At 48.1% G+C, this 19483-nt stretch carries 20 protein-coding genes; 8 read left to right on the forward strand and 12 right to left on the reverse strand.

Going from position 1 to position 19483, the window contains the following annotated elements:
- Position 1 precedes the first annotated feature (1 nt).
- Genes lepB through pdxJ form a run of 5 tightly spaced genes read left to right on the forward strand, consistent with a single transcriptional unit; the run spans position 2 to position 3929 of the window.
- Positions 2-922 (forward strand): signal peptidase I, encoded by a 921-nt coding sequence (gene lepB, locus TOLA_RS04355; protein ID WP_012729075.1) that lies wholly within the window; start codon positions 2-4, stop codon positions 920-922.
- On the forward strand, positions 919-1590 hold the full coding sequence (rnc, locus tag TOLA_RS04360) for a ribonuclease III (RefSeq protein WP_012729076.1): 672 nt from the start codon (positions 919-921) through the stop codon (positions 1588-1590). The genes lepB and rnc overlap by 4 nt, the downstream gene beginning before the upstream one ends.
- Entirely contained in the window at positions 1587-2489 is a 903-nt protein-coding gene (gene era, locus TOLA_RS04365; RefSeq protein ID WP_012729077.1) for a GTPase Era, read from the forward strand. The genes rnc and era overlap by 4 nt, the downstream gene beginning before the upstream one ends.
- A complete protein-coding gene (recO, locus tag TOLA_RS04370) occupies positions 2482-3201 on the forward strand; it encodes a DNA repair protein RecO (protein ID WP_012729078.1) in 720 nt (239 codons plus the stop codon). Before era ends, recO begins: the two co-directional genes overlap by 8 nt.
- Positions 3198-3929: a pyridoxine 5'-phosphate synthase gene (gene pdxJ, locus TOLA_RS04375; RefSeq protein ID WP_012729079.1), complete on the forward strand. Its 732-nt coding sequence runs from the start codon at positions 3198-3200 to the stop codon at positions 3927-3929. The genes recO and pdxJ overlap by 4 nt, the downstream gene beginning before the upstream one ends.
- Positions 3930-4010: 81 nt before the next feature.
- On the opposite strand, the gene TOLA_RS04380 is transcribed toward pdxJ, so the two are convergent.
- The 3 genes from TOLA_RS04380 to TOLA_RS04390 form a co-directional block, all read right to left on the reverse strand.
- The gene (locus TOLA_RS04380; protein ID WP_012729080.1) at positions 4011-5171 is read right to left on the reverse strand and encodes a type III PLP-dependent enzyme; all 1161 of its coding nucleotides are present in this window, start codon (positions 5169-5171) and stop codon (positions 4011-4013) included.
- Between the two features lie 400 nt (positions 5172-5571).
- On the reverse strand, positions 5572-6420 hold the full coding sequence (locus tag TOLA_RS04385; RefSeq protein WP_012729081.1) for a 23S rRNA (adenine(2030)-N(6))-methyltransferase RlmJ: 849 nt from the start codon (positions 6418-6420) through the stop codon (positions 5572-5574).
- Positions 6421-6423: 3 nt separating this feature from the next.
- On the reverse strand, positions 6424-8361 hold the full coding sequence (locus TOLA_RS04390) for an ABC transporter ATP-binding protein (RefSeq protein ID WP_012729082.1): 1938 nt from the start codon (positions 8359-8361) through the stop codon (positions 6424-6426).
- A gap of 147 nt (positions 8362-8508) precedes the next feature.
- On the opposite strand from TOLA_RS04390, the gene slyD reads away from it, so the two are divergent.
- A complete protein-coding gene (gene slyD / locus TOLA_RS04395) occupies positions 8509-9168 on the forward strand; it encodes a peptidylprolyl isomerase (RefSeq protein WP_012729083.1) in 660 nt (219 codons plus the stop codon).
- A 58-nt stretch (positions 9169-9226) separates the two neighbouring features.
- Here slyD and fur read toward each other — a convergent pair whose 3' ends face one another.
- The 4 genes from fur to TOLA_RS04415 all read right to left on the reverse strand — a co-directional run bounded on the left by fur (position 9227) and on the right by TOLA_RS04415 (position 11576).
- On the reverse strand, positions 9227-9658 hold the full coding sequence (fur, locus tag TOLA_RS04400) for a ferric iron uptake transcriptional regulator (protein ID WP_012729084.1): 432 nt from the start codon (positions 9656-9658) through the stop codon (positions 9227-9229).
- A 161-nt stretch (positions 9659-9819) separates the two neighbouring features.
- On the reverse strand, positions 9820-10344 hold the full coding sequence (fldA, locus tag TOLA_RS04405) for a flavodoxin FldA (RefSeq protein WP_012729085.1): 525 nt from the start codon (positions 10342-10344) through the stop codon (positions 9820-9822).
- 45 nt (positions 10345-10389) lie between these two features.
- Positions 10390-10683 (reverse strand): LexA regulated protein, encoded by a 294-nt coding sequence (gene ybfE / locus TOLA_RS04410; protein WP_012729086.1) that lies wholly within the window; start codon positions 10681-10683, stop codon positions 10390-10392.
- Between the two features lie 107 nt (positions 10684-10790).
- On the reverse strand, positions 10791-11576 hold the full coding sequence (locus TOLA_RS04415; protein ID WP_012729087.1) for an alpha/beta fold hydrolase: 786 nt from the start codon (positions 11574-11576) through the stop codon (positions 10791-10793).
- 311 nt (positions 11577-11887) lie between these two features.
- Between TOLA_RS04415 and seqA the strand changes: the two genes are divergently transcribed.
- Together seqA and pgm are read left to right on the forward strand one after the other, a co-directional pair.
- Entirely contained in the window at positions 11888-12400 is a 513-nt protein-coding gene (gene seqA / locus TOLA_RS04420; RefSeq protein ID WP_012729088.1) for a replication initiation negative regulator SeqA, read from the forward strand.
- A gap of 18 nt (positions 12401-12418) precedes the next feature.
- Positions 12419-14068, forward strand: a complete 1650-nt coding sequence (gene pgm, locus TOLA_RS04425; protein WP_012729089.1) for a phosphoglucomutase (alpha-D-glucose-1,6-bisphosphate-dependent) — start codon at positions 12419-12421, stop codon at positions 14066-14068.
- A gap of 64 nt (positions 14069-14132) precedes the next feature.
- Here the strand turns inward: pgm and TOLA_RS04430 are convergent, their stop codons facing one another.
- The 5 genes from TOLA_RS04430 to TOLA_RS04450 are packed head-to-tail and all read right to left on the reverse strand — an operon-like array spanning position 14133 to position 19369.
- Positions 14133-14918: a peptide ABC transporter ATP-binding protein gene (locus TOLA_RS04430; protein WP_012729090.1), complete on the reverse strand. Its 786-nt coding sequence runs from the start codon at positions 14916-14918 to the stop codon at positions 14133-14135.
- Positions 14915-15913, reverse strand: a complete 999-nt coding sequence (locus TOLA_RS04435; protein WP_012729091.1) for a peptide ABC transporter ATP-binding protein — start codon at positions 15911-15913, stop codon at positions 14915-14917. The genes TOLA_RS04430 and TOLA_RS04435 overlap by 4 nt, the downstream gene beginning before the upstream one ends.
- The gene (locus TOLA_RS04440) at positions 15913-16806 is read right to left on the reverse strand and encodes an ABC transporter permease subunit (RefSeq protein WP_012729092.1); all 894 of its coding nucleotides are present in this window, start codon (positions 16804-16806) and stop codon (positions 15913-15915) included. Before TOLA_RS04440 ends, TOLA_RS04435 begins: the two co-directional genes overlap by 1 nt.
- Positions 16790-17752, reverse strand: a complete 963-nt coding sequence (locus TOLA_RS04445) for an ABC transporter permease (protein ID WP_012729093.1) — start codon at positions 17750-17752, stop codon at positions 16790-16792. The genes TOLA_RS04440 and TOLA_RS04445 overlap by 17 nt, the downstream gene beginning before the upstream one ends.
- Before the next feature lie 3 nt (positions 17753-17755).
- Complete coding sequence (locus TOLA_RS04450) at positions 17756-19369, reverse strand: ABC transporter substrate-binding protein (protein WP_012729094.1); 1614 nt, start codon at positions 19367-19369, stop codon at positions 17756-17758.
- Between the last annotated feature and the right edge of the window lie 114 nt (positions 19370-19483).

Here is a 19483-nt window from a genome sequence, read left to right on the forward strand (position 1 = left end):
AATGGCTAACACTTTTGCATTGATTCTGGTCGCTGTCACTGTGGTGACAGGACTTGTCTGGTTATTAGATCATTGGGTGCTTGTTCGTTTCAGGGCTGCGAAAGCTCGGCAGGCACAGGAATCTGCACATGCTCCGTTGACTGCAGAGGTTATTGAAAAACTAATGACTGAACCGGTCTGGGTGGAACAGTGCAAAGGCATCTTTCCGGTCATCGCAGCAGTATTGATTTTACGCTCATTTTTATATGAGCCATTCCAGATACCATCCGGCTCGATGATGCCGACATTGCTTGATGGTGATTTTATTCTGGTCAATAAATATGTTTATGGCCTGAAAGAACCCGTAACTAACCGTACTTTAATTGAAACCAGTCATCCAGCACGTGGCGATGTTGTTGTATTCAAATATCCGGAGAATCCGGGTATTGATTACATCAAACGCATCATTGGATTACCCGGCGATAAAATTATTTTCCGTAATAAAGAGCTTTATCTGCAGCCCGCTTGCAAGGACAGTAAAATTTGTCCTCAGCTGAAAAAAGTTGAAACGGAGTTTGTTGAAAGCGGGATGTTCACTCAGTTGGGAATGCCTCTGGAACATTACTCCGAGAAACTAACTACAGTTAAAAGCCATGATATTTTGATAAATAACCTTATTCCGGATCGCGCAGGTCAGTATTACCAGCAATCCGGACAGCCAGCAGGCGAGTGGGTTGTGCCTGAAGGGCATTATTTTGCGATGGGGGATAACCGCGATAACAGTCTGGATAGTCGTTTCTGGGGATTTGTACCGGAACGCAATCTGGTCGGGAAAGCGGTTGCTATCTGGATGAGTTTTGAATTCGACCGACCGGAGGGTAGTTCTGTGCCTGGGTGGATTCCGACCGGTGTTCGTTTTAATCGTATAGGCAGTATTCAGTGAATGATAAATTATCACGCTTAGAGCAAAAGCTAGGCTATCCGTTTCAGAACAAAGATTTATTAGTTCGGGCTATCACTCATCGTAGCGCCGGCTCCCGTCATAATGAACGTCTGGAGTTTTTAGGTGATTCGATCTTAAGTCTGGTTATCGCCGAAGTACTCTATCATCGTTTCCCGAATGTAAGCGAAGGGGATATGAGCCGGATGCGGGCGACGTTAGTCCGCGAAAAAACACTGGCTGAACTGGCCCGTGAATTTGCGCTGGGTGATTATCTGATCCTTGGGCCGGGTGAACTGAAAAGCGGTGGCTATCGTCGGGAATCAATACTGGCGGATACCGTTGAGGCTTTGATCGGCGCGATCTATCTCGATAGTGATCTGGATGGGATCCGAACATTAATGCTGAACTGGTACAACGAACGGCTGGATTCAATTCGTCCGGGTGTTGAGCAGAAAGATCCGAAAACTCGTCTGCAGGAGTTTCTGCAGGGGCGTCGCCGTCCGTTACCAACTTATGCGGTAACTGATGTTAAAGGGGAAGCACATAATCAGCAGTTTACTGTTGAATGTGCGATCGATGATATTGAGGCTGCGTTCGTTGGTGTTGGTTCCAGCCGCAGAAAGGCTGAGCAGGCCGCTGCTGAAAGAGCTCTGGAGCAATTAACATGACTGAAGAAAAAACCTACTGCGGTTTTGTCGCAATCGTAGGTCGGCCAAATGTTGGTAAATCGACCTTACTAAACAAGTTACTGGGACAGAAAGTCAGTATTACTTCCCGTAAACCACAAACTACACGTCATCGTATTCTGGGTATTGATACACAGGGTGCTTATCAGACCATATTTGTTGATACACCGGGTCTTCATATTGAAGAAAAGCGGGCGATCAACCGGCTGATGAATCGTGCTGCCACAAGCTCTCTGGGTGATGTGGAAATGGTTGTATTTGTCGTCGATGGCACTCACTGGACTGACGATGACGAGATGGTGCTGAATAAGTTGCGCCATATGCATTGCCCGGTCGTGCTTGCTGTCAATAAAGTTGATGTAATCAAAGACAAAGAGATCCTGTTACCGCATCTGCAAATGCTGGCACAGAAAGGTAATTTTGCTGAAATCCTGCCGATTTCTGCGGAAAAGGGTACCAACGTCGAGAAAATCCGTGAAATGGCTAAACGGTTGTTACCTGAAGGGGAACACTATTTTCCGGAAGATTACATCACGGATCGTAGCTCACGTTTCATGGCATCAGAGATTATCCGTGAGAAACTGATGCGTTTTACCGGAGAAGAATTACCTTACTCTGTTACTGTTGAAATCGAGCGTTTCAAAGTAGAAGAAGATGGATTATTTCATATCAATGCCCTGATCCTGGTTGAGCGCGAAGGTCAGAAAAAAATGGTGATCGGTAACAAGGGTGAAAAACTCAAAGTTATCGGCACCGAAGCACGCCTGGATATGGAACGGTTGTTTGGCCAGCGTGTTTTTCTGGAACTCTGGGTCAAGGTTAAATCCGGTTGGGCTGATGATGAACGAGCCTTACGTAGCTTAGGTTATGGTGATGACTGAGCCGGATTTATCGCCGGCTTTTGTCTTACATACCCGTCCGTACCGGGAAACCAGCCAGCTGGTGGATCTGTTTGTCGCTTCAATGGGCAAGGTATCCGTCGTTGCGAAAGGTTCCCGCTCACCCCGTTCTTCGGTAAAAGGGCTGCTTCAGCCCTTTTTGCCACTTCATATCCACTATGGTGGGAAAAGCAGTCTGAAAACTTTGCTGCAGCTTGAGGCGCGAAGCCCGCAAGTTGCATTGCAGGGAGAACGATTATTCAGCGCCTTATATCTGAACGAACTGCTCTATTATTTGCTGGAACCTGACACTGAATATCCCGGATTATTCAGTGGCTATTTTCAGACATTGCTGGCATTAGCCGATCAGCAACAACTCGTTTCCCCACTGTTACGGCAATTTGAATTACTATTACTGCAGCAATTAGGTTATGGCGCAGACTTTTGTTATGCGGCTGATAGCTGTTTACCGATAGACCCTGCCTGTTATTATCGCTATGAACCAGAAGCTGGATTTATCACTACAGCTCTGCGTGATCATGCCTTTTTTTCTGGTCGGGAAATCATTGGGATAGCAGAGCAGGCCTTTTCTGATGAATATATTTTAGCTGCGGCCCGTCGTTTTAGTCGTCAGGCGTTTGCCGCATTATTAGGTAACCGTCCCCTGAAAAGCAGGGAGCTTTATTCTGCATTTATAGCAAGGAGATCAGAGTGAGCAAGATTTTATTGGGTGTGAACATTGATCACGTGGCTACGTTGCGTAACGCCCGTGGTACCGCATATCCGGATCCTGTGTTTGCAGCCGCATTGGCAGAACAGGCAGGGGCAGAAGGGATCACGGTCCATTTGCGTGAAGATCGTCGTCATATCACCGACCGCGATGTTGAAATTCTGCGTCAGACTATCAAAACGCGCATGAATCTGGAAATGGCAGTCACTGAAGAGATGCTGTCTATTGCCTGTCGGATCAAACCTCAGTTTGTCTGTCTGGTGCCTGAAAAGCGTCAGGAAGTGACCACGGAAGGCGGTCTGGATGTCGCGTCACAAGTGGAACGGATCCGCGATGCGGTGACTCGTCTTGCTGCTGTGGGTACCCAGGTATCACTGTTTATTGATGCTGATCATGCACAAATTGATGCTGCGGTTGCTAGTGGTGCGCCTTATATAGAGATCCATACCGGTCGTTATGCTGATGCAGAGACTGAAGAAGAACAACAGCAAGAACTGGTTCGTATTGCTGAAGCGGCTGCTTATGCATCCAAAAAAGGTTTGAAAGTGAATGCCGGACATGGCTTGCATTATCAGAATGTACAGGCAATTGCGGCTATTCCTGAGATGATTGAACTTAATATTGGTCATGCGATTATTGGGCGGGCTGTATTCAGTGGATTGCCTGAAGCTGTGGCAGAAATGAAGCGTCTGATGCTGGAAGCGCGTCAGTAAGTGCAATAAGAACGATAAGAACAAAAAGGGTAGTCATAGTCGACTACCCTTTTTTATTTAACCAGCTGATTAGAAACAGTATTAAGCAACTGCTTTTATCTCTATTGCTTCCTGGCTGTCAATCACCAGAATGCTGGCTTTACGGAAGAAGTTAAATTCAGTAGCAGAAGCCCAGGTATAGGCACCCATCATCTTACCTACAATAACATCACCTACATCCAATTCCGGCAGATCGATATCATCGGCCAGTACATCAATGCTGTCGCAGGTCGGGCCGGCCAGTACGGCTGGTTTTGCTTCACCTGTGGCATAAGGTGCTGATTTCGGGTAGTTGATATGGTCAAACAGCTGGCCGCTGTAGCTGCCATACAGCCCATCATCCAGATAATACCAGGTGCGCTCAAAACGTTCTGCTTTACCCATAACGCTGGCGACAGAGGTCATGCAAGGGGCACTGATGAAGCGTCCCGGCTCTGCCAACAGGCGAATACCTTTCGGTGTGTGACTTAATGCTTCACGAATCGGGGCGCAGAATTCATAGATATCGAAATCTGCACCATCTGCACCGTAATTGACCGGGAAGCCACCACCGATATCCAGCACCTGAAGATTGATATCTTCTGCTGCTGCATCACGCAGGATCTGATTACAGGAAGTGATAGCCTCGACATGGCGTTTGGAGTTCGGTACCTGTGAGCCAACATGGAAGGACAGACCAATCACGTTCAGGCCCATTGCTTTGGCTTTGCGCAGCAATGGCAAGGCGGCTTCAGGTGTACAGCCAAATTTCTTGGACAGGTCTACTTTAGTTTCCGGGTTAGGGAAGCTGACGCGCAGCAACAGTTCGGCCTTATCCTGATAAGGCAGGAACTTGTCCAGTTCGACCGGGTTATCGAATACGAAAACTTTACAGCCGTATTCGAGCGCATAACGGATATCACCGTCACGCTTGATCGGGTGAGTATGAATACAATCGTCCGGGTTGATCTGATTTTCTAACATCACATCAACTTCGCCGTTCGTAGCCAAATCAAAACCACAGCCTTCAGCTTTCAAAGTTGCAACAACAGCTGAATGAGGTAATGGCTTTAATGCATAGTGCAGACGAACGCCTGGCAGGGCTTGTGTTAAAGCGCGGTACTGTTTACGGACAGCGGCCTGATCCAGAACCAGCAAGGGGGAACCATAGGTCGCGACCAGTTCGCGGTAATCCAGTTCAGCAGGGACGATTTCGTTGTTCATTGTATGTTTACACCTCACAAAAGGGCCACGGCCCTGTCACCAGTGATACGCTCTGTCCGATCAAGCAGAACGCGATGCTTTATAAAAAATCCGGCGCATTATCGGGCTTTTGTGTGACAGTGCAATAGCAATTATCACACTATTTTCAATGAAGCCTTCAGGATGGGGTGTTTATCAGCATTAACAACGGGTATATGTGTGGTTTTTTGGTAAAAAAATCTAACAAGATAGCCTTTATTTGGATTTTTGCTTGTTGATGTGTCGGTTTTTGGCGGGAAATAAAGAATATTGTGAAAAAACCCTATGGATAAATTTTTTTTCTCATAAAGATAAAAACCATGGAGATTTGAAATGTTGTCACTCAAAAATAGGGTGTTGAATGACAACATTTTGTGTTTGTTTAACCCTCTGAATTATGCGACTTTATTGTCCAGTTTGCCTGTGGTGTCAGCGCCAGCAGTGAACATAATTCCGGCAGCAATTTTTCCAGTTGTTGTTCAAATTGCCATGGTGGATTAAAAATCGCCATTCCTGAGCCATGCATGCCCCAGGTGGGGGATTGGGCTTGTATACTGAGTTCAGCTGTCAGCATCGGAATTCCCAGTTTCTGACATTCGCGGAGCATATGCTGACTGCGATCGGCTTCTTCTCCCAGCAATGGATACCAGACGGCGTATATACCGACTGGCCAGCGACGCCAGGCTTTTGCCAGTGTTTTCACGACCCGATCATAATCTTCCTTCAGTTCATATGGCGGATCGATCAGTGCCAGTCCACGACGTGGTGTTGGCGGCGTGAGAGCGACCAGCCCTTCAAAACCATCGCGGTGATGTAATGCAACGCGGGGATCCCGGTACATATGCTGGCGCAGGATATCAATCTCATTATTATGCAGTTCCATCAGAATCAGGCGATCCTGTTCTCTTAACAGCGATCGCGCGATTTCAGGTGAACCGGGATAATAATGCAGGGTATCGTCATTATTGAGTGCTGCTACACACTCGATATAACTTTTCAGTGCGGGCCACTGATCACGCTGCGGCCAAAGACGAGCGATGCCATCCAGATATTCTGCTTTCTTGTTAGCCCACTCACCGGTGAGATCATAACAGCCGCCACCAGAGTGGGTATCCAGATAACAAAACGGTTTATCTTTTTGTTTCAGCTGGTCAATCAACAGACTGAGTACAGCATGTTTTAATATGTCGGCATGGTTGCCGGCATGAAACGCGTGGCGATAGCTAAGCATGCATTAATCCTGAGTTGCCATGTCGCTGGCAAATTGTTGTTCCATTTGTTCCAGCTGTTCGGAAATGTCCATCCATTCCAGCTCGGTTTGTTCGAGTTCGTTTTTCAGCGGGCCTTGTTGTGCCAGTAAGCTAGTCAGTTTTGATTTGGCATCGTCCTGATAGATTGCCGGATCAGCGAGCGCCTGTTCAATTTCACCAAGTTTGTGCTGCAACTTGCCCATATGCTGCTCATGCTTTTCCAGTTTCTGGCGCAAGGGACGAGTTTGTTGCCGGAAATCAGCTTCCCGTCGTTTCTGATCTTTACGTGCCGCTGCGCTTTGCGGGGCTGCGGAGGTATTACTGGTATCTGTTTTGGTATCGTTGGTCGCTTTATCCTGCTCGGTTAACCATTTGTGATAGTCATCCAGATCACCATCAAAGGCTTCCAGTCGTTGGTTGTGAACCAGATAAAACTCATCCGTCGTGGTGCGGAGCAGGTGACGATCATGCGATACGATGACCATGGCACCTTCAAAGCCTTGCAGCGCCAGCGTTAATGCTTCACGCATTTCCAGATCCAGATGGTTGGTCGGTTCATCCAGCAGCAAAAGATTGGGTTTTTGCCAGACCAGCAACGCTAAAACCAGCCGCGCTTTTTCTCCCCCGGAGAAGGTATCGACAACTTCCAGTGCTTTATCACCATGGAACCCGAAACCACCTAAAAAGTTCCGTAGTTCCTGTTCCGGGCGATTGCCGGCAATCCGTGTCAGATGCTGTAACGGCGTGTCGCCCTGTTGCAGCGATTCCAACTGATGTTGTGCAAAATAGCCGATTTTAACGCCTTTACTGGGCTCCAGTTTTCCGGAAAGCGGTGTCAGTTCGCCTGCCAGTAATTTGATAAATGTCGATTTACCCGCACCGTTTCGTCCCAGCAAACCAATACGTGAACCGGGAACCAGGTTCAGTTTTATCTTCTCCAGAATCAGTTTGTCACCATAACCGGCACTTAAGTTTTCCATGCTGATCAGCGGGGTTGGTAATGCATCCGGTTCACGGAACTGAAACTGGAACTGGGAGTCGACATGTGCCGGCAGGATCAATTCCATCCGTTCCATCGCTTTAAGACGGCTTTGCGCCTGACGGGCTTTAGTGGCCTTATAGCGGAAGCGGTCGACATAATCCTGCATCTTGCTCAGCGCTTGCTGCTGCTTCTCATACATCGATTGCTGTTGTGACAGCGCGGACGCACGCTGTATTTCGAAGTCGGAATAGCCGCCGGTATATTCGTTCAGTTTCCCGTTTTCGATATGGATGATTCTGCCAATAACCCGATCCAGAAAATCGCGATCATGCGAAATCAATATCAGGGTGCCGCGGTAAGAGCGTAACCAGCTTTCCAGCCAGATGACCGCGTCTAAGTCCAAGTGGTTGGTTGGTTCATCAAGTAATAGCAGGTCGGAACGGCAGATCAGTGCTTGTGCCAGGTTAAGACGCATACGCCAGCCCCCGGAGAAGGCAGAGACCGGTTGCTGGTGTTGTTCGCTGCTGAAGCCCAGACCATGCAATAGCTCACCGGCGCGGGAACGCACGGTGTAAGCGCCGGCGGCATCCAGCCGGCCATGTAAGTCGGCGATCCGGATCCCATCACCTTGTTGTTCCGCCTGTTGCAGCTGAAGCTCAAGATTGCGGAACTCTTTGTCGCCGTCAATGACATAATCCAGTGCAGAACAGTCGAGCGCCGGCGTTTCCTGGGCAACGGTAGCAATTTGCCATTGTGCAGGCACAGAGACTGAGCCGGCATCGACAGCCAGTTCACCTTTCAATAAAGCAAAGAGACTGGATTTTCCGCAGCCGTTTTTTCCAACCAGCCCTACTTTCTGACCCGGATGAATGGTAGCGGTAGCTTCTTCTAATAAAGGCTTATTGCCTCGTAGTAGCGTGATTTGTGAAACGATGATCATGGCGGGAATAATTCTGCGGCAAACAAAAGCGCATTATACGGGGAAAAGCCTTATCCGGCAGCTGTTGAATGATGAGCTGAAGATTGTGTTTCAGCAGATTTTTCCGGTATGCTGGTGAGGCTAGTTGTCATTTAACCGGGATGCATGATGAAGATTACTCATTTGAGCGTAGTAACGCTGGATTACACCGTGTCTGACGATGCGGGTGAAGTGCTGGATACAACAGAAGGGCGTGAACCGCTTGTTTATCTGCATGGCAGTGGTTTTTTGGTTCCAGGTCTGGAAAATGCCTTATATGACCGTGAAGAAGGCGACAGTTTTGAACTGGCCGTTCCAGCTATGGATGCATACGGTGAATATGAAGAATCTCTGGTGCAGGAAGTACCCGGCGAATTGTTTGATGGTATGGAAGTCGCTGAAGGCGATACGTTCGTGGCAGACACCGATGACGGTCATCGTCCGGTAACTATCGTTGAAGTATCTGAAGACTTCGTCAAAGTAGATGCTAACCATCCGCTGGCAGGTATGGATCTGCATTTCAAAGTTAATGTGCGTGGTGTTCGTGCCGCGACAGCTGAAGAAATTGCGCATGGTCATGTACATGGCGGAGAAGGCCATCATCACCATGGTCATGGTGAAGGTTGCTGTGGTGGACATGGTCATTCAGACGACGAAGGTTGCTGCGGTGGTCAGGGTCACAGTCATGATGATGATCATGAATGTTGTGGCGGTAAAGGTCATGCACATGCAGCGGACACTGATGAGCCGCACGAATGTTGCGGTGGCCATGGCGGCTGCAAACACTAATAAAAAATCCCGCCGATGTGCGGGATTTTTTATGAACGCAGTAAAACTGATCGGGTTGTTATTTCTTGCGATTCGGGCAATTTTCTTTGGTGCACTGACCATACAAATACAAGCTGTGATGAGTTAGCTTCATGCCATGTTGTGCAGCAATCTCTTTCTGGCGTTGCTCAATCACTTCATCCGAAAATTCAACGACACTACCGCAATCCAGGCATACCAGATGATCATGATGGTGTTGCTGTGCCAGTTCAAAAACTGATTTGCCACCTTCAAAATGATGACGGGTTACAATTCCTGCATCATCAAACTGGTTCAGAACGCGGTAAACGGTGGCTAACCCAATTTCTTCACCATTGTCCAGCAGCAGTTTATAAAGGTCTTCCGCACTGATGTGCTGACATTCAGGCTGGCGCAGATACTCTAAAATCTTAACTCGTGGCGAGGTGATTTTTAGTCCTGCATCTTTCAATTGCTGATTATGGTCTGTCATAGCTCTCTGTTTTCTTGGGGCAGTTTGAGGCTGCAGCGAGTAGGGCTTATCCATTATATGGCGCAAAACCAATAAAAAGAAATGAGTTACGCGGATGATTCTTGTTTCTGCATAAAATAAAGCCTGTGGGGTTCACAGGCTTTATCGTAGCTGAGCAGTGGTTATACCAGCTCGGATAAACACATTTCTTCGCGTAATTGCTGGCACCAGGCGGCAACACGTTCAGCGGTCAGTTCTGGCTGACGATCTTCGTCGATACCCAGACCAACAAAATGTTTATCATCGACCAGCGCTTTCGATGCTTCAAACTGATAGCCTTCGGTTGACCAGTAGCCAACAATCGTCGCGCCTTTCGCTTGTACCAGATCACGCAGGGTACCCATAGCATCCAGGAAATATTCAGCATAATCTTCCTGATCACCACATCCGAAGATGGCAACCAGTTTGCTGCTGAAATCGACTTTTTCCAGTTCCGGATAAAAATCATCCCAGTCAGCCTGTGATTCACCGTAGTACCAGGTTGGAATCCCCAGGATCAGCAAATCATATTTATCAAAGTCAGAGTGAGTGCTCTGAGCGACATCCAGTACGTCAACCAGATCACTGCCCAGTTCTTTCTGGATCATGCCAGCGACTGCTTCTGTGTTGCCGGTATCACTACCAAAGAACAGACCTATCAGTGCCATAAGATGAGTTATCCTTGTTCGTCGGAATTCAAAAAAAGCTGTTTATTATTTTAGCTGGACGGAGCGCTGAGCGCTAACGTATTCCCGGACTAACTCCTGAATGAGTTCCGACCGGCTGATACTGCGGGCATCTGCCAGCTGATTGAGATCATCCAATAACGCGGCTTCGAGTTTAAGTTCAACCCGGTGAAGCCCTTTTTCCTTATCCCGTTTCAGTTGATTGCGTTTGTTGATTTTCAACTGCAAATCGCGGGAATGCGGATTGGTCTTTGGGCGCCCTGGACGTTTTTCGTCAGCAAACAGATCCAGGGTTGTGCGATCCGATTGATGTTTTGCCATATATAAAAATTACTGCCAGACAAAGTTCAGGTGCGAGCGTTCTCAATAGGGGGCGCACTATACCACAATGTGGAAGAAATCATAACGCAGGATAGCGGGCTATCCGGTTAGTTTATCTGTTGCAGAAAGCGCTCAACAATACCATTAAACAGGGCTGGTTTTTCTGCATGCAGCCAGTGACCACAGTCGGGGATGACCCGTGCGCTGGCCTGTGGGAAATGGTTGGTTATCGCTGTCTGATGTCCGGTTTGCAGGTAGTCGGAGGCACCACCTTTAATAAACAGTACCGGCCCCGGATACTGCTGGTCTGGTGTATATGGCCAGCCCATAATGTCGGCATAATGCTGTTCCAGCGCATGAAGATTAAACTGCCAGTGCGTGGATTTTTCGTTACTGAACGATTTTAACAGAAACTGGCGTACAGCGGGTTCAGACAGATACTCACTCATCAGATGATCTGCCTCTTTACGTGATGAGATATGGGGTGTGGCTGCGACGGCCTGCAAGGCGTTAAAAACAGCAGAATGCCGGTTTTCCTGATAGTTAACAGGCGCTATATCGGCGACTACGAGTGAGGCTACACGTGCTGGTTCCTGTAATGCGACCGCCATTGCCGCTTTTCCACCCATGGAGTGCCCAAGCAGATGTACCTTCGGTAATTGCAGTTGTTCCAGTAATTCAAGGATATCAAGGCTCATGGCATGGTAGTTCATATCGGGATGCCACTCCGATGACCCGTGATTGCGCAGATCAACCGAAATAACCGGATACCGGGACATCAGGTGTTGCTTCAGTAAACCCAGATTATCCTGTTTGCCGAATAAACCATGAAGCAGGACAACAGGCACTGCACCGGCAGATGCAAACGGGGTTATCTGGTAATTCAGCTTCACATTTTATCCTTAATAAAATCTTGTAACTTTATATTAACAAATTCCCGTCAAAATCGTGAGTCATCTTAGTTCAGTGGCAATTAAAGATAGATTTATTCTCTTGGTTAACGAAATCAGTTGATTGGCGTAATCTGCTATCAAAATGAGGGATGAGTCACGTGTGGCGATGCTCCCGGGTGTGCTAAAGCTGAAATTATGCGAGGGTAATAGCTCGGGGTTCGGTAAACACCGTGCACAGGGTTAGGTTTGCCGCGGTGGCTTATGTATAATCCGGCTGTTGTCTATATTCAAAGTGTCGGAACCAGAAAAGAATGAAAACCATTGAGGTTGATGATCAGATCTACCGTTACATTGCCAGCCGTACCTTGCATATTGGCGAGAGTGCTTCTGATATTTTAAGACGCCTGCTTGCTTTACCGCTGGATACGGAACCGACGGTAGCGCTGGGTCATGAAGCAAATGCGGAACAAACAGATGAGGTTTCCACAGATGTTCTGACTATGCTGCTCGACAATGCGCAACTGGCGAAAGAAGAGAGTGCTATTGCACGTTTTATGCTGATTCTTTCCGCATTGTATCGTTCTCAACCTGATGCTTTCAGACATGCTGCCGACATCAAAGGACGTAAACGCATCTATTTTGCCGAAGATCCACAAGCCTTGTTAGATAATGGTAAAACCACTAAACCTAAACCTGTCCCTGAGACCCCGTACTGGGTTATAACTAACACTAACACTGGCCGTAAGCGCTTGATTATTGAGCAGTTAATGCAGGCCATGGGCTACTCTGCTGATTTAATAGCAGAGGTTTGTAATAAGGTATAAAAGAACAGGAAGTCGTATATGGCACAACATCCACATGCAGGTAAACCAGCTCGCGTTGAAGATTTAACCAATATTCCACGTCTGGTTGCTGCTTATTATCTGAATAAACCTGATATGTCATTGCCTGATCAACGAGTGGCATTTGGTACTTCTGGTCATCGTGGCAGTTCACTGAATAGTGCTTTTACTGAGTCTCACATTCAGGCAGTAAGCCAGGCACTGGCTGAATATCGTCAGAACAAAGGCATTACTGGCCCGCTGTTCATCGGTATGGATACGCATGCATTGTCAGAAGCCGCATTAGCAAGTGCAGTACAGGTTCTGGCCGCAAACGGTGTTAAGGTGCGCATTCAGCAGGGGCTGGGATATACACCAACACCTGTGGTTTCTCACGCTATTCTGACTTATAACCGTGCAGGTCATGCGGATCAGGCTGATGGTGTGGTGATCACCCCGTCACATAACCCGCCACAAGATGGTGGTTTCAAATACAATCCTCCGCATGGTGGTCCGGCTGAAGGTGATATCACCAAATGGGTGGAAGATCGTGCGAATCAGATCCTGGAAAATGGTTCTGTTGATGTCAAAGTGATGCCATATGCTGCGGCTATCGCTTCTGAATTTGTGGAAGAGTACGACTACGTTACCCCGTATGTGAATGATTTGGGTAATGTGCTGGATATGGATGCTATCCGTAAAGCTGGCCTCAAAATTGGTGTGGATCCATTAGGCGGTGCAGGTGTTGCCTACTGGGATGTCATTGCCAAGACTTATGATCTGAATATCGAAGTTGTTAACTACCGCGTTGATCCTACCTTCTCTTTCATGACATTGGACCGTGATGGCAAAATCCGTATGGATTGTTCCAGCCCATGGGCAATGGCCAGTCTGATTGGTCTGAAAGACAAGTTTGATATCGCTTTAGGTAACGATCCGGATTATGACCGTCATGGTATCGTCACCAAATCTGGCTTGATGAATCCGAACCATTATCTGGCTGTTGCGATCCAGTATCTGTTTACGCACCGTCCGAATTGGCCAAAACAGGCTGCGGTAGGTAAAACGCTGGTTTCCTCTTCTATCATCGATCGTGTGGCAGGCAAAATTGGCCGCAATCTGAAAGAAGTACCGGTTGGTTTTAAATGGTTTGTGGATGGTCTGTTTGACGGTAGTTTCGGTTTTGGTGGTGAAGAAAGTGCTGGTGCTTCCTTCCTGCGTAAAGACGGTACTGTCTGGACAACCGATAAAGATGGTTTCATTCTGGCATTACTGGCCGCTGAAATTATTGCGGTTACCGGTAAAGATCCGCAGCAGTTGTATGATGCGCTGACCGAAGAATTTGGTGCGCCGGTTTATCGCCGCATTGATGCGCCGGCTAATACAGCTCAGAAAGCCGTACTGTCGAAACTGAGCCCTGAGCTGGTTGAGGCAACCATGCTGGCTGGCGAACCTATTCTGGCCAAACTGACCAATGCACCAGGTAACAATGCAGCGATCGGTGGTCTGAAAGTGGTTACTGAAAATGGCTGGTTTGCTGCTCGTCCGAGTGGTACTGAGTCTATCTACAAAATCTACATGGAAAGCTTCAAAGGTGAAGCACACCTGGATACGATCCAGCAGGAAGCTCAGCAGATTGTGTCTGCGGCTCTGGCCAAAGCTGGCGTGTGATGCATTTTTTCTAAGAAAAAGCCCTGAAATTTCAGGGCTTTTTGCTATAAGCGATCTATGAAAATCAACGGCGGTATTCGTGACCGTGATTCTGGATCAGTCGTTTGGTCACATCATGCTGCGGATTGGAAAATACTTCACTGGTTAACCCGCTTTCAACTATTTCGCCCTGATGCATGATCAACACTTTATCACTGATATGACGTACCAGCCCCAGATCGTTCGCTACTACTACATAGGAAAGCCCTAAGCGCTCCTGCAATTTAAGCAGCAGATTGACTACCTGAGAGCGCATGGATACATCCAGCATGGAAAACGCTTCGTCAGCCACGATGATCTTCGGATCAAGGATCAGTGCACGGGCGAAAGCAACACGCTGTTTTTGTCCTAACGAGATCATTTGCGGATAAAAAAGAGCATGTTCAGGCAGCATACCGACCATGCGTAGGGTTTCAATGACAGTATTTGCGCGTTCTTCTTCACTCAGATCGGTATTCAGGCGTAACGGTGCTTCAAGAATGCGTCCGACACGCAGTTGCGGATTCAGCGAAGAGTTTGGATCCTGAAAAATCATGCGGATCAGTTTGCAGCGTTTTTGCGTATCTTCAAACGCGATGACTTCACCGTTTACTTCAATTTCACCAGACGTGGGCGGAACCACACCAGCCAGTATTTTAGCTAACGTGCTTTTACCTGAACCGGTTTCACCAACCAGTGCCAGTGTTTCACCGGGTTCCAGCGTAAACGAGATATCTTTCAGTACCTGAACCTGTTTTCTGCGGAATAAGCCAACCCGGTTGAAAAAGGTTTTGTTAATACCGCTGACTCTTAATAATGGTGCGGAGTTCATCGGGTGGATTCCTCCATATTCAGCGGGAAATGACAGTAAAACTGATGACCTTTACTTTGTGTTACTCCCGGCATCCGGACACACATTTTCTGAGCGTAAGGGCAGCGGGGACCGAGACGGCAACCAATAGGCAAATGCTGTAGCGGAGGAATAGAACCGGGGAGTGTTACCAGCAGGGATTTGTGTGGCAGATCCTGTGTGAAATCCGGTAATGCGTTCAGCAGTGCATTGGTATAAGGATGATGCGGGTTTTTCAGAATAGATTCACGGGTACCCGTTTCTACCATCTGTCCGCAATACATCACACTGATCGTATCTGCCAGGTTGGCAATTGCAGTCAGATCGTTACTGATCAGCAGAATAGTGGTGTGGTTAACCACGTTCATTTTATCCAGTAAACGCAGGATCTGCGCCTGAGTCGTTGCTTCCATCGCACTGATGGGTTCATCGGCAATCAGCAGGCGGGGTTTAACGGCAATCGCCATGGCAATCATCACTTTCTGGCAGATACCATCGGAGAGCTCCAGTGGATATGCATTCATGACCCGCTCATGATCTTTGACGCCAACCCGGTGGAGCAGTGCTTTTGCTTGTTTCTTACGCCAGAAGGGACGCTGCCACCATTTCCCTTCGAAAACCCTGTCAGGTATCACTTCCATCAACTGCGTTCCAACCGGAATTGACGGGTCCAGACAGGAGACGGGCTCCTGAAAAATCATGGCGATATTTTCAGATAAAAACTGACGGCGCTGGCGAGGGCTCAGCTCCAGCAGATTGACATCACAGATCCGCAGACGATCAGCGGAAACATGCCAGTTATCTTTGGTAATACCGACCAGCGCTTTAGCGACCAGACTTTTCCCTGAGCCTGATTCACCGACTAAACCCCGGACTTCACCTTCGTTAATGGTCAGGCTTATCTTATCGACGACTTTAACCCGCCCTTGTGAGGTACCGATCTCAATCGTCAGATTACGGATATCCAGTAATGGCATTATTCCAGTCCTTGTTGCAGTGCTTTACGCAGGCCGTCACCCACCAGATTGGTTGCTACCACACTCAGCATGATGGCCAGTCCGGGTAAGGCGACATTCCAAGGTGATATATAGGCGAGATCCAGACTATCAGCCAGCATGGTGCCCCACTCTGGCAGCGGGGATTGTGCGCCGATGCCGAGAAAACAAACGGCACTGATATCCAGTATGGCAACGGAGAGACCGCGCGTTGTCTGCGTAACCAGAACATCCAGAATGTTCGGCAAAATGGCCAGCCGCAAAATACGCCATGGAGTTGAACCATCGAGTCTTACGGCAATGATGTATTCTTTGTTGGCTATCTCGCGTACCGCGTTAAAAGAGGCCCGGATAAACTGCGGGATCAACGCCAGCGTGATCGCCAGCAGGGCATTTTCCAGGCTGGCCCCCATAAATGAAACCAGTACGATTGCCAGCAAAAGAGAGGGGATAGACAGAAGTACATCCAGCATGTGATACAGAATACTGGAGGCCAGACCATGCTGCATTGCGGCAACCACACCGATACCCGAGCCAAATATCATCGCCAGTATGCAGGCCGTTAATGCACTGCCAAATGTCAGTTGTGCGCCGTATAAAAGCCGGGATAAGACATCCCGTCCCAGGTCGTCTGTGCCGAGGAAGTAGTGCAGGGAACCGTTAGTTTCCCATGACGGTGGCAGCAGTAAAGCATTCGCGTTCTGACTGAACGGATCGAAACTGGCCAGCGAAGGGCCAAGCAGCGCAATCGCAATAAAAAAGGTGAACATCCATAACCCGGTCATGGCTCGTGAGTTCTGGCGGAAAGTCTGCCATGTCTGAGCCAATGGTGACGGTATGCGGATCTCGGGATAAATTCTAACCTTGCTGGGCATACATCGCTTTCCTTTTGGCTGGATAAAACAAAACTGTCAGCAATTCAGAACAGATGTTGATGATAATAAGCGCGATCGCGATCACCAGCATGCAGGCTTGTACAGAAGCGAAATCTCTGACACTGATACTACTGACCAGCCAGCGTCCCAAACCGGGCCACTCAAATATTTGTTCAGTAATAATTGCTGAGGTAACTATGGTGCCGAATTGCATACTGAGTGTAGGTAAAATCGGTGGCAGTGCATTGCGCAGTCCATGAGACAGAATAACACTCCAGGTGGAGTGTCCGCGGCTGAGGGCGGCTTTGATATAACCTTGAGCCATTACCTCACTCAACGAATTACGCACCAACCGGATCACTTCAGTGGTTGTAGCCAGTGCGAGGACACTGGCAGGCAGAACCAGATGCTGCAGGGCATTCAGAAATGCTTCCATGCGATATGGACTGTCAGATAACCAGCAATCCAGCAGGCTGAATCCGGTAACCGGGGTGATTTGATACAGCAGGCTCAGTTGGCCTGAAGAAGGGAACCAACCCAGTTGCATTGCCAGCGTCATGATAAGCAGAGTTGCCAGCCAGTAGATAGGAATAGAGAAACCCAGCAGGCTTAAGTTAGAGATCAGTATATCCGGCACCCGGTTTCGGTAAATCGCAGAGATTGTTCCCATGGCGATACCGATGATCGTCGCAATGATGATCCCAGCCAGTGATAATCCCAGTGTCGCCGGTAAATAGGAAAGCACGCTGTCCAGCACCGGTTCTCCGGTGACGCTGGAGATCCCCCATTTCCCGGTCAGGAAATGGCTCATAAACTCAATGTAGCCATTGAACAGGTCGGAAGACGGATAAGTATTAATATGGCGATCCATGCCATAAGCCAGCAGGCTCAGGATCAGCAATGTTAAGAATAACAAGCTTAAACGGCGTAATGTGTAAATAAGCATGATTTACTCCCGGTAAGCCTTTTTAAATGAAACGCCACCTGTTGGCGGGATTATTATATCGTGCATATTCTGCCAGTAAGCACTGACTATCAGTGCATGAGTCAGCGGGATCACCGGTACATGCTGGTAGATCATCTCCTGACTGAGCTGATACTCAAAAATACGTTGTGACAGCCGTTGCGTCGCCAGCGCTTTATTCAGGTGTGAATCAAAAACTTCATTACACCAGGCAGAATAGTTGTTTCCACCCTTTTTCATCGACTCACAACTCAGCAACGGACGCAGGAAGTTATCCGGATCGGCGTTATCAGCCGCCCATGCCAGTAACGCCATATCATGCTTTCCTTCCTGCAGATTAGCGCGCATTACCGTCCAGCGTGTTTCTATGACCCGGACATTAATGCCAATCCGGGCAAGATCGCCCTGAAGTAATTGTGCTGTTTTTGATGCATCCGGATTATAGGTTCGGGGAATTGGCTGAACCCACAGAGTAAGTTCAAAACCATCCGGATAACCCGCTTCTTTCAGTAACTGTTTCGCTTGTTCGGGATCATAATAATACTCGTCCAGATTCGGATGATGAGCCCAGGAAGCGGGTGGCAATAAACTGGATGCTGTCTCACCAGTATCGTAGAACACGGCCTGTTGCAGGTTATCCCGGTTAACGGCCATCGCAATTGCCCGGCGAACACGCACATCTTTCAGCGGTTTTTTCTGCGTATTCAGTGCCAGATAAGTTGTGTTCATGTTGCTCTGAATATCCACATCCGTGCGTGGATTATTCCTGATAAAGGGGAGCTGACTGGCAGCCGGTGTAGCGATAACCTGACATTCGCCGGTGAATAACTTAGCCAGTCGTTTGGATGCACGGGGAGTATAGTCAAATACCAGCTGTTCCAGGATCGGCGCTTTATCCCAGTAAGCCGGATTTTTTGCCAGCCGCAAATATTCATTCGGACGCAGCTCAAGCATCTGAAACGGTCCGGTACCTATCGGTAAATCATCAATATCCTGTAAGTCACCATGCTGTCGTTGCAGATAATCACCGTATTCAGCAGATAAAATCACCGCATAATCACTGGCAAGTGTTGCCATGAATGATGCGTCCGGATGACGCAGAATAAACTGGACCTGATAATCGGTGACTTTTTTAACATCCTGCAATACATCAGAAAATTGCCGGTTATCAAAAAAAGGATACCGGATACCGGATACAGCATGATAAGGGTGTAAAGGGTCTATGATGCGCCGGAAACTGAATACTACATCGTCTGCGTTAAATGTACGCTTTGGTGTAAACCAGGCGGTGTGATGGAAAGGGACATTCCGGCGCAGATTAAATGTATAAACCAGCCCGTTCCGGCTGATACTCCAGTTTTCGGCTAAGGCACCGTCCAGTCGCTGTGTATCGGGATTAATCTCAATTAACCGGTTATAGACCTGCTGTGACAGTGAAGCGACAAAAGGGGTGGAACCCTGAATTTGCGGGTTCAAATGCTGGCTGAAACTGTCAACGCAGTAAACAGCCCCACTGGTTTTGGCTGACTCGGCAGGTTTGCAACCGGTGAGAAGCAGGATTACGGCTCCCAAACAGTGTATTAATGAAAAAAGTTTCATGCGACATCCGTGACTGGTAGGCTGGGACATAACCACTATTGGCGTTGACCACATCTAAGTGCTGATTATAACGCGAGTTATGTCTGATCGCTTGTCTGAGATGCGGTCTATTCT

This window comes from Tolumonas auensis DSM 9187, assembly GCF_000023065.1.
In the GTDB taxonomy this organism is placed as follows: Bacteria; Pseudomonadota; Gammaproteobacteria; order Enterobacterales; family Aeromonadaceae; genus Tolumonas; species Tolumonas auensis.